A 10610-nucleotide genomic window follows, 5' to 3' on the forward strand; every position below is an offset into this window, starting at 1 on the left:
GAACTCCCTCCTAGCGCTTGTTCTTGCCGGTACGACGACGACGGACAATCAGCTTGTCGCTCGCCTTGTTCTTGCGGGTACGGCCTTCCGGCTGTCCCCAGGGGCTGACCGGGTGGCGTCCACCGGAGGTCTTGCCCTCGCCGCCACCGTGCGGGTGGTCGACCGGGTTCATCACGACACCACGAACTGTCGGGCGCTTGCCCTTCCAGCGCATGCGGCCGGCCTTGCCCCAGTTGATGTTCGACTGCTCGGCGTTGCCGACCTCGCCGACGGTTGCGCGGCAGCGCACGTCGACGCGACGGATTTCACCGGACGGCATACGCAGCGTGGCGTAGGGGCCTTCCTTACCGAGGAGCTGAATGCTCGCTCCGGCGGAGCGGGCCATCTTCGCGCCACCACCCGGACGGAGTTCGACCGCGTGGATGGTCGTACCCGTCGGGATGTTGCGCAGGGGCAGGTTGTTGCCGGGCTTGATGTCGGCGTTGGCACCCTGCTCGATCGGCGAGCCCTGGGCGATGCCCTTGGGTGCGACGATGTAGCGCTTCTCGCCGTCTGCGAAGTGCAGCAGTGCGATGTTCGCGGTGCGGTTGGGGTCGTACTCGATGTGAGCGACCTTGGCCGGCACGCCGTCCTTGTCGTTACGACGGAAATCGATGAGACGGTACGCACGCTTGTGACCGCCACCCTTGTGCCGGGTGGTGATACGACCGTGTGCGTTACGTCCACCGCGACCGTGCAGCGGGCGGATCAGCGACTTCTCGGGGGTCGAACGCGTGATCTCAGCGAAATCGGAAACGCTGGAGCCACGACGGCCCGGGGTTGTCGGCTTGTATTTACGGATTGCCATGAGTCTTCTCGTCCTCTATATCCGAAGAGTCCCAGTCGCTTACGCGACCGGACCTCCGAAGATCTCGATGGGCTTGCTGTCGGCGGAGAGCGTTACGAGCGCGCGCTTGGTGTCCTTGCGCTTGCCGTAACCGAACCGGGTCCGCTTACGCTTGCCCTGACGGTTCATCGTGTTGACGCTGGTCACGGTGACGTCGAAGATCTTCTCGACGGCAATCTTGATCTGCGTCTTGTTCGAGTCCGGGTGCACCAGGAACGTGTAGGTGCCCTCTTCGATCAGTCCGTAGGACTTCTCGGAGATGACCGGTGCCAGCAAGATGTCGCGGGGATCGGCGATCGTGGTCACTTGCTTGCCTCCTCGTTCTTTGCAGGCCCAGCGATGAAGGTGTTCAGCGCTTCCACGCTGAAAACGACATCATCGGCGTTGAGCACGTCGTAGGTGTTGAGCTGGTCGGGTGCAATGGGGTGCACGCCGTCCAGGTTCTGAACGCTCTTCCAGGCTGCGATGTCCTCGCGGCCGACGACGAGCAGGACCTTCTTGCGGTCCGAGATCTCGGCGAGGAACGTCTTCGCACCCTTGGTGGACGGAACCTGTCCGGCAACCAGTTCGGTGATGACGTGCAGACGCTCGCTGCGGGCCCGATCGGAGAGGGCTCCGCGCAATGCGGCGGCCTTCATCTTCTTGGGGGTCCGCTGGCTGTAGTCGCGCGGCTGCGGTCCGTGGACCGTGCCACCGCCGACGAACTGAGGAGCGCGGGTCGAGCCCTGACGGGCGCGGCCGGTGCCCTTCTGCCGGTACGGCTTCTTGCCACCGCCGCGAACCTCGCCACGAGTCTTCGTGGAGTGGGTTCCCTGACGAGCAGCTGCCAGCTGTGCGATGACGACCTGGTGCAGCAGCGCGATGTTCGCCGGAGCGTCGAAGATCTCCGCGGGGAGATCGACGGTGCCGTTGGTCTTGCCGCCGGCTTCCTTGACATCGAGCGTCAGCTTGGTCTCGGTGTTCTTCTCGAGGCTGGTCATGCCCGTGCACCACCCTTCAATGCAGACTTGACGATCACGACGTTGCCGCGACGGCCCGGGATCGCTCCCTTGATCAGCAGAAGACCGTTCTCGCTGTCCACCTTGTGGACCGAGAGGTTCTGCGTCGTGACGCGGTCGCCACCCATACGTCCGGACATGCGCATTCCCTTGAAGACGCGACCGGGTGTTGCGCAGCCACCGATGGATCCGGGGCGACGGTGCACGGCCTGTGCGCCGTGGCTCGCGCCCTGACCCTTGAAGCCGTGACGCTTCATGGTTCCGGCGAAGCCCTTGCCCTTGCTGGTGCCGGTGACGTCGACGTATGCGCCGTCCTCGAACACTGCAGCGGTGAGCTCCTGGCCGACCTCGAACTGCGAGGCGTCGGCTACGCGAATCTCCACGATGTGGCGACGCGGCGTGACACCTGCCTTCTCGAACTGGCCGGTGGTGGGCTTGTTCACCTTGCGCGGGTCGATCGCACCGAATGCGACCTGGACGGCGCTGTAGCCGTCACGTTCCTGGGTGCGGATCTGGGTGACCACGTTGGGGCCTGCCTTGATCACGGTCACCGGAACGACGCGGTTGTTCTCGTCGAAGACCTGGGTCATTCCGAGCTTGGTGCCCAGAATTCCTGTTGCAGGCCGGTTCTTGTTATCAGTCATCGTTGTCTCCGCGCTCACTGGATGTTGACGTCGACACTGGCCGGGAGGTCGATGCGCATGAGCGCGTCCACCGTCTTCGGTGTCGGGTCGAGGATGTCAATGAGCCGCTTGTGAGTACGCATCTCGAAGTGTTCGCGCGAGTCCTTGTACTTGTGCGGCGAACGGATGACGCAGTACACGTTCTTTTCTGTCGGCAACGGCACCGGTCCGACGACGCGGGCACCCGTACGGGTGACCGTTTCGACGATCTTGCGCGCTGACGCGTCGATCGCCTCATGGTCGTAGGCCTTGAGCCTGATGCGGATCTTTTGTCCCGCCACGCTTAGTGTCCTTTTCTTGCCGCTTGGTCGTAGAACGGGCCGTTCGGCCTGCTCCACCTCGTCTGCACAGTCCCCGAGCCGTGGGAAACCCACCGACTCGAACTGCCTTCGTGCACACACGACAGTGAAAAACGTTGACGACCAGGCGTGACCTGATTCCGTTGCCGCTCTTCATCTGTCATGGTTCTCCGGTCCACGCGGTCGGGCGTGTCGCGATTCCGCTCATTCTTCTGCGCTGAAACTTTCGCCTCAACCATCCGAATCGAACGAAATCCGCACCGATCGAGCTGGTGTTCCGGACGCGCTCACGTGGAGCGCTGGTCTCATGTTCTTGCTCAGTCGGCTTTTCGGCCGACTCACCTGTTTCAGGCCGCACGCATGCGCGTCCCGTGTCCAGGCAACCCGACCAGTATGCCGCAGACCGGGCACCAGATCAACTCGGGCCCGATCGATTGCCGCCGCGTTACCTTACCGAGCAGTAAGGTAGCGCCATGACCACCGTCGAGAACACTACCGGCGCGACCTATCGCGCCTGGTCGAAGCTACCGAACAACACTATCGGCTCCACTCTCTTCTCCGTCGGCATGTGCCTGCGGGTTCCGTACTTCGCATCCGTACTGCCCCGTGTCGTCGCGCTCGAGCCGGGACGCTGCGAGGTGACTGCACCCAAGTGGTTCGGCATTCGTAACCACCTGGGCACGTTCCACGCCATCGCCGCCTGCAATCTCGCCGAGGTCGCCATGGGCATGCTCGCCGAGGCGACCGTCCCCACCTCGCACCGGTGGATTCCCAAATCCATGACCGTGCAGTACCTGACGAAGGCCACCACATCACTGCGCGCGGTCGCCGAACTGGACGAGGTCCCCGACTTCGGGACGATCACCGACGGCATCGACATCGTCGTGCCCGTGGCGATCCGAGACACCGCGGGCATCGAGGTCGTGCACGCGGACATCACGATCTGGGTCTCCGCCGCATCGCGTTGACATACTCGAACGATGAATTCGAGGACACGGTCGAAGCCCGACGACTCCGTGGTCGTGGTCGGAGGCTCGGGAGCGGTCGGCCGCTTGATGGTCGGCCTCCTGATCGCGGACGGCGTGCCGGTGACCATCGTGGACGTGCACGGCGGCTCGGTACCCGGTAGTTCGACGGTGCTCGCCGGCGATGTCACCGCCCCCGACCGCCGGGTCGAATCGGTACTGGAAAAGGCTGCCACCGTGATTCTGGCGGTGCCCGAATCCGTGGCACTGCGGGCCGACCTGTCCGCGGTGCACCCCGACGCGCTGCTGGTGGAAACTCTGTCGGTGAAGTCCGGCTTCTCCGACCATGTACAGGACGCACGTCCGATCGGATCCGCGGTGGGAATCAATCCCATGTTCGCCCCGTCGCTCGGAATGACCGGACGCCCCGTCGCCGCCGTCGTGCACCGACCAGGCCCGCCGGTGGATGCCTTCCTGGAGAGCATCGCGCGGTGGGGCGGTCGAGTGGTCCTGCTCGACGCAGCACGCCACGATCGCCTCGCCGCGGCGACGCAGGCGCTCACGCACGCCAGTGTGCTGGCGTTCGGCCTGGCTCTGGCCGAACTGGACCTTCCGTTCGTCGACATCGACGCCGTTGCGCCTCCCCCGAACGCAACGATGCTCGCGGTGCTGGCTCGGATCACCGGCGGTGAGCCCGAGGTCTACTGGGACGTCCAGGCAGGCAATCCGCACGCCGCCGATGCCAGGGCTGCGCTGCGCCGAGCCACGCAGACGGTGAGCGAGACCGTCGATTCCGGTTCCGAGGCCGACTTCGCTCGCCTGTTGGTGCAGGCCGAGGCCGCTCTGGGCGGGAACGGAGATCGGTATCGAGCTCTGTGTGCGGAGATGTTCGGTATCGTTCGAGGTAGCGGTGATCGCCGATAGCCGCGGTAGGACGAGTGCGGAAGCAGAGGCACGCGATGTTGGAGCAACCGTCGTTGCCGGAATTCGACTCCGACGATCTCGTCGAGAGCGCAGTCGTCGCACGGTTGGCGAAGAACTGGTCGCAACGCGCGACGGTCAAGAAGCCCGAACCCGAGCTGGACGACCTGTTCGACGCGTCCAAGCAGGATTTCCCCGACGCTCTGATCCCCTTCGGTGAGCACGACACCTTCACCGGTGCCACTCCCGAGCAGCAGGATCGACTTCGGGCGTGGGGCTGGATCGCGTTCAACAAGAACGTGATGGACGTCGAGCAGCATGTCGTTCATCCCGGTTTCGCCCTGTTGGCGCAAGACGTGTTCGAGACCGGAATGGGTGACACCCTCGCGGTGGCGGTGACCCAGGCCATGGTGGACGAGCAGTACCACACCCTGATGCACCTCAACGCGAGCGCAGCCACCAGGCGCGGACGCGGTTGGGCTCTGTCGGAACGCTCACTGCCGTTCAGCTCCACCGTGCGCCGGCAGCGGGCGGCGCAGGCGACCAGTGACGACCCCTGGTCTGCCGCGATCAGTTCGCTCGCGTTCATGACGGTTGCGGAGATCTCCATCACCTCGTACCTGGACCTGATCGAGGACGACGACGTGATTCAGCCCATCAACCGGGCAACCGTCAAACTGCACAACCGCGACGAGTACTGCCATGCATCGATCGCCGACGACATGGCTGCGATCGTCTTCGACCGACTCGGTACCGACGACCGGCAGAAGTTCCTGGACGGCCTGGTCGACGGTATGGACGCGTTCTCGAGCAGCGATTTCTCCACCTGGGCACGCATTCTCGAACTCGAAGGCGTGCGCGGCGGCGACGCGATGCTCGCCGACGTCGAGCAGGACAAGAGCCGACGCGCATTGGTTCAGGACTACAGCGGGTTGCGGTCTCTGTGCCGAAAACTCGACGTCGAGAACAGTATCGATATCGACTGGGACTGACTGCGAAGGTCCCGCAGCGACGACCCACAAGTAACATCCACGGCGAATTTCGCTATCAAGTAGTGGCCCTCGACTCCACGGGGTCCGGTCCCACCACTCCCCCGACAGCTCGGAGATTCGATGTCGTCAGCACAACACGCAGCCGTACACGTGGAGGACGTACACAAGTCCTTCGGCGATGTGCAGGCGTTGCGCGGCATCAGCTTCTCCGCAGAGCGTGGAACCGTACTGGGCATCCTCGGCCCGAACGGTGCAGGCAAGACGACGACCGTGAAGGTGCTCTCCACCCTGATCGCACCCGACAGCGGCAGAGCGTTCGTCGCGGGTCACGATGTCGCGGCCGACGCGCCGGCAGTACGTCGCTCGATCATGATGACCGGGCAGTACGCGGCTCTGGACGACACACTGTCCGGCCGCGAGAACATCGAGCTCTTCGGTCGTCTGATGGGTCTGGACAAGAAGGCCGCGAAGGCCCGAGCCAAGGCGCTGCTCGACGAGTTCGACCTCTCCGACACCGGCAAACGCCCCGTGCGTGGCTACTCGGGCGGTATGCGTCGCCGCATCGACATCGCCTGCGGCCTCGTCGTGCGACCGGAGGTCGTGTTCCTGGACGAGCCGACCACCGGACTCGACCCACGCAGCAGGCAGGGCGTCTGGTCGTTGGTCGAAGCACTCAAGGCGCAGGGCATCACCGTGCTGTTGACGACGCAGTATCTCGAAGAAGCAGACGTTCTGAGCGACAACATCATCGTCATCGACAAGGGCACGGTCATCGCAGAGGGCACCTCGGACCATCTCAAGGCCATGACCGGCGGCAGTTACTGCGAGGTCGTTCCACTCGATCCCGGCCAGCTCCGTGCAGCCGCCGAGGCCCTGGGCGACATGGTCCCCGCTGCGGTCCACGCCGAGATCACTGCTGCCTCGGACCGGCTCTCCGTTCCCGCACCCGACGGAGCAGCCACTCTGTCGGAGATTCTGCGCCGCATCGATGCGGTGGGAATCGTGCTCGCCGACATCGCACTCCGCCGTCCGTCGCTCGACGACGTGTTCCTCACTCTCACCGGGCACTCGCAGACGAGCACCACGCCATGACGGCCACGACGCGAGGCGTAGCCGATTCGCAGGCCAGGACCGTGCAACGGACCGATGTCGGTTCGACGGCTCGGCAGCCGAAGCGGCGGTCGAGGACGAAACCGTCGGGATTCGTGCAGTGGCAGGCACTGACCGGGCGTGCACTGTGGACGATGCTGACCAAGGGTGAGTTGTTGGTCGCGGTCATCGCCCCGCTCATCTTCACCGTCGGCTTCTACCTCCCTCTCAAGTTCGTCATGGGTTTGCAGGGCATCGACTACGCCCAGTTCCTGATGCCGATCATCGTGTTGCAGGCCATGGCGTTCACCGCGATCTCGGCGGCACAGCGCGCCTCGGCCGAGGCGATGAGCGGCCTCAACTCGCGGTTGAAGACCATGCCTGTCGTGCGGGGTGTGCCCCTCGTGGCACGAATCTCGAGCGGCGTCGTCCGCTCGTTGGTCTCGCTCGTATCCGCCCTCGGTTTCGGTTATGTCATCGGCTTTCGCTTCACGGCAGGGTTCGGTCAGGCCCTGCTGTTCTGCGCACTCGCCATGCTGATCAGCACCACGTTGTCGATCGGGGCCGATGCGATCGGCACTCTGTCGAAGAGTCCCGAAGCAACCAGCCAGGTATTGACCCTCCCCCAGCTCATTCTCGGTATGGCGTCGTGCGGGTTCGTTCCGGAAAGTGGTTTCCCGGAACTCATCCGACCGTTCGTACGCAACCAGCCGATCTCGCAGTTCTCCTTCGCAATGCGCGATATGGCCGAAGGCGGAGTCACCTTCCAGGTGTTGTGGCCGTCGCTCGCGTGGGTGACCGGCTTGATCCTGTTCTTCGTACCGCTCGCCATCTGGGCGAGCTCCAGGCCAGAGTGAAGAGTCCGACATGACGATGTCCGAAGCGTCGGTGAACACGACCCGCGTGTCCAGCTTGACCTTCCCCGAACCCAACATGGTCCTGGGCGAAAGGTCTGTCCGCGCCCTCTGGACCCACAGTCTGATCCAGGCCAAGCGACTGTTGATGCGATGGATGCGCGATCCGTCGACGATGATTCAGGCGTTGCTGTACCCCGCCTTGATGCTGGTCATGTTCCGTGTCGTGCTCGGAAACTCGATCTCCGCGGCCACCGGAGCGCCGGCGATCTACGGCCAGGTGCCGATGATCGCTCTCGTCGGAGCGATGTTCGGATCGATCGTCAGTGCGGTCGGCCTCAAGGGCGAACGTAAGTCTGGTTTGTTGTCCCGGTTCTGGACGACACCGACGCATCGTGCCGCCGGTCTGCTGGGCAGGATGATCGCCGAAGCAGTTCGAGTGCTCGTCACCACCATCGTCATCACCTGCGCCGGTGTCGCGATGGGGTTCCGATTCACCCAGGGAATTCCGGCCGGCATCTTGTTGATTCTGGTGCCGATCGTGTTCGGTATCGGGTTCGCGGTCATGGTGACATTCCTGGCCACCGTCGCGGGCGACGCACCCCTGGTCGAAGTCGTGTCGATCTTCGCCACGCTTCTGATGTTCTTCAACGCCGGCTTCGTACCCGTGCTGGCCTACCCACCATGGCTTCAACCGGTCGTCGCGGCACAGCCGATGTCGGTGGCGGTCGATGCGATGCGAAACCTGGCAATGGGCGGTCCGGTCCTGACACCGGTGTTGCAGACTCTTGCGTGGTCGCTCGGAATGGCCGCGGTGTTTCTGATCCCGGCAATTCGCGGATACAAGAAGGCATCGTCGGACGGCTGATCGAAGTGGCTCCGGTCGACCCACGGCCCGGAACGGAGGTGACGTCGTGAACCATATGCACACCGCACATCCGTCGATCTCGGTGATCATTCCTGTGGGCTCGCTGGATCCCCTGCTCGACGCACAGTTGCAGGCGTTGGCGGAGCAAGATGTCGACTGTCCGTTCGACGTGCTGATTTCGGACAACGCCGGCGACGGACGAGTCAGCGATCACGTCGCTTCGCATCCCCTGCGGGATCGACTGCAGTTGACCTGCGTGGACGCGTCGCAGCAGGTCGGTGCGGCGCACGCACGCAATCGCGGTGCCGAGAGCGCCTCTGGCGATCTGTTGGCGTTCTGCGACTCGGACGATGTCGTGCACACGTCGTGGCTCACCACGCTCGTGCAGAAGGCGTCGTCGTTCGATGTCGTCGGCACTGCAGTCGAAACCGTCACGCTGAACAGCGCCCGGGCGTTGTCGTGGACGCCCACGACGGAGCCGGAGAAGCAGGGCCGCACCGATTTCCTGCCGTTCGCGATCGGCGCGAGTATGGCCTGCTGGGCGTCGGTGTACCGCGATCTCGGCGGCATGGACAATCGCTTCAGGGCGAGCCAGGATGTGGAGTTCAGCTGGCGCGCGCAACTCGCGGGTTACACCCTGGGATTCAGTGACGAGCCGGTCGTCGCGTATCGACTTCGCGCCGAGCTGCGCCCCATGTTGCGTCAGTCTTTTCGTCTGGGGTTCGGCTTCTCCAAGCTTCGCGGAATCTACCGGCCACAGGGGTGCCCGGCACTGAAAGTGCGCCGAGTCGCGTCCTGGTGGATGGCGCTGCTGCTGCGCAATCCCTTGTTGCCGACGTCGCTGACCGGGATGTCACGGGGCCACTGGCTCCGCGCGTTCGTGATCCGAGTCGGCGAGCTTCGCGCAGGGATCAGGTACGGAGCCATCGGTTGGTGATGTGCACCACACGCGCTCGCCGACCGGCCTGCGTGGCGGGCACCCTTGACCAGCACGCCTGTTACGTACGCGTGTCCGGCTGTTACGGTCGGTGACGCAGATGCTTGCGAACAGCGGCGGATCCACGCCCCAGACGAGATTGAGGCCATGCCGAAGAAGTTCACGAGAGTACTGCCCACAGCGATTGCTGTCGCGGTGGCCGGTGCCCTGTCCTTCACCGGGACGGGCACAGCGGTCGCTGCACCGTCGCCCACCGGCACCTCGGTGTCCGCCACGCCTACGCTCGAGGGTGCCAACGACTTCGGCTGCGTTCCCAGCGCGGCCCATCCCCGTCCGGTTGTGCTCGTCCACGGAACCAAGATGGATGCGTCCACGTGGAAGATCCTGGCACCGCAGTTGAAGAGCGAGGGCTACTGCGTCTTCGCCCCCAACTACGGCGGCGTCTCGCTCCTCCTCGACCCGGGCACGACCATCTGGGGCTCCGGCGACATCGCTGAGTCAGGCCGACAGATCGGCCGTTTCGTCGACGAAGTACTCGCGGCAACCGGTGCCGAGCAAGTCGACATGGTCGGCCATTCGCAGGGCGGCACCGCAACTCGGCAGTACATGAAGTTCGATGGCGGCACCGATGCGCAGGACCCAGCCCGCAACAAGGTGCACACGCTGGTCACCCTCGGTGCCACCAATCACGGCACGACCTTCGGTGGTCTGCAGCAACTCTCCGAATTGCTCACGTCGCTCGGTCTGCCCGGCGACGCACTCACCCCCCTGACATACAACATGGCGGGTGCACAGCAACTCGTCGGTTCGACGACGCTTACGAGCTTGAACGAGGGTGGAGACGTCGAACCCGGGGTGGAGTACACCGTCATCGCCACGCGCAACGACACCGTCTCGACGCCGCCCGCGAACACCTTCCTCAAGTCCGGCGACCCGGCGATGGTGCACAACGTCTGGGTTCAGGACGTGTGCCCCGCGGCGACGACGTCCCACGTCGGTCTCGTTGCCGATCCCGCTCCCCTGTACATGGTGAAGACCGCACTCGATCCCGAGTACGCAACCACCACGCCTGCACCCTGCTGAGCGTTTCTCCACACGCAACGACAAGGGCCTCACGA

At 64.3% G+C, this 10610-nt stretch carries 13 protein-coding genes; 8 read left to right on the top strand and 5 right to left on the bottom strand.

Annotated features, from left to right (window positions below):
• Nucleotides 1-10: 10 nt before the first annotated feature.
• Genes rplB through rpsJ form a run of 5 tightly spaced genes read right to left on the bottom strand, consistent with a single transcriptional unit; the run spans nucleotide 11 to nucleotide 2848 of the window.
• On the bottom strand, nucleotides 11-847 hold the full coding sequence (gene rplB / locus CH295_RS01015) for a 50S ribosomal protein L2 (RefSeq protein ID WP_008718311.1): 837 nt from the start codon (nucleotides 845-847) through the stop codon (nucleotides 11-13).
• 39 nt (nucleotides 848-886) lie between these two features.
• The gene (gene rplW / locus CH295_RS01020) at nucleotides 887-1192 is read right to left on the bottom strand and encodes a 50S ribosomal protein L23 (protein WP_027496310.1); all 306 of its coding nucleotides are present in this window, start codon (nucleotides 1190-1192) and stop codon (nucleotides 887-889) included.
• Complete coding sequence (rplD, locus tag CH295_RS01025) at nucleotides 1189-1866, bottom strand: 50S ribosomal protein L4 (RefSeq protein ID WP_008718317.1); 678 nt, start codon at nucleotides 1864-1866, stop codon at nucleotides 1189-1191. The genes rplW and rplD overlap by 4 nt, the downstream gene beginning before the upstream one ends.
• Nucleotides 1863-2528, bottom strand: coding sequence for a 50S ribosomal protein L3 (gene rplC / locus CH295_RS01030; RefSeq protein WP_027496309.1), 666 nt, complete (start codon nucleotides 2526-2528; stop codon nucleotides 1863-1865). The genes rplD and rplC overlap by 4 nt, the downstream gene beginning before the upstream one ends.
• A gap of 14 nt (nucleotides 2529-2542) precedes the next feature.
• Complete coding sequence (gene rpsJ / locus CH295_RS01035; protein WP_003938093.1) at nucleotides 2543-2848, bottom strand: 30S ribosomal protein S10; 306 nt, start codon at nucleotides 2846-2848, stop codon at nucleotides 2543-2545.
• A gap of 491 nt (nucleotides 2849-3339) precedes the next feature.
• Between rpsJ and CH295_RS01040 the strand changes: the two genes are divergently transcribed.
• The 8 genes from CH295_RS01040 to CH295_RS01075 all read left to right on the top strand — a co-directional run bounded on the left by CH295_RS01040 (nucleotide 3340) and on the right by CH295_RS01075 (nucleotide 10575).
• Nucleotides 3340-3834, top strand: coding sequence for a hotdog fold domain-containing protein (locus CH295_RS01040; protein WP_037188323.1), 495 nt, complete (start codon nucleotides 3340-3342; stop codon nucleotides 3832-3834).
• A gap of 12 nt (nucleotides 3835-3846) precedes the next feature.
• Nucleotides 3847-4755 (top strand): prephenate dehydrogenase dimerization domain-containing protein, encoded by a 909-nt coding sequence (locus CH295_RS01045; RefSeq protein WP_094633686.1) that lies wholly within the window; start codon nucleotides 3847-3849, stop codon nucleotides 4753-4755.
• A 35-nt stretch (nucleotides 4756-4790) separates the two neighbouring features.
• Complete coding sequence (locus CH295_RS01050) at nucleotides 4791-5744, top strand: AurF N-oxygenase family protein (RefSeq protein ID WP_094739604.1); 954 nt, start codon at nucleotides 4791-4793, stop codon at nucleotides 5742-5744.
• Nucleotides 5745-5864: 120 nt separating this feature from the next.
• Nucleotides 5865-6836 (top strand): daunorubicin resistance protein DrrA family ABC transporter ATP-binding protein, encoded by a 972-nt coding sequence (locus CH295_RS01055; RefSeq protein WP_037188328.1) that lies wholly within the window; start codon nucleotides 5865-5867, stop codon nucleotides 6834-6836.
• Nucleotides 6833-7690 carry an ABC transporter permease gene (locus CH295_RS01060; protein ID WP_037188330.1) on the top strand — a complete coding sequence of 286 codons (858 nt, stop codon included), beginning with the start codon at nucleotides 6833-6835 and terminating at the stop codon, nucleotides 7688-7690. Before CH295_RS01055 ends, CH295_RS01060 begins: the two co-directional genes overlap by 4 nt.
• 10 nt (nucleotides 7691-7700) lie before the next feature.
• Nucleotides 7701-8555 carry an ABC transporter permease gene (locus CH295_RS01065; protein WP_052047376.1) on the top strand — a complete coding sequence of 285 codons (855 nt, stop codon included), beginning with the start codon at nucleotides 7701-7703 and terminating at the stop codon, nucleotides 8553-8555.
• A 55-nt stretch (nucleotides 8556-8610) separates the two neighbouring features.
• Nucleotides 8611-9492 (top strand): glycosyltransferase family 2 protein, encoded by an 882-nt coding sequence (locus CH295_RS01070; protein WP_252341865.1) that lies wholly within the window; start codon nucleotides 8611-8613, stop codon nucleotides 9490-9492.
• A 147-nt stretch (nucleotides 9493-9639) separates the two neighbouring features.
• A complete protein-coding gene (locus CH295_RS01075) occupies nucleotides 9640-10575 on the top strand; it encodes an esterase/lipase family protein (protein ID WP_094739499.1) in 936 nt (311 codons plus the stop codon).
• Nucleotides 10576-10610: the final 35 nt, after the last annotated feature.

It is taken from the genome of Rhodococcus sp. 14-2483-1-2, assembly GCF_002259405.1.
In the GTDB taxonomy this organism is placed as follows: domain Bacteria; phylum Actinomycetota; class Actinomycetes; order Mycobacteriales; family Mycobacteriaceae; genus Rhodococcoides.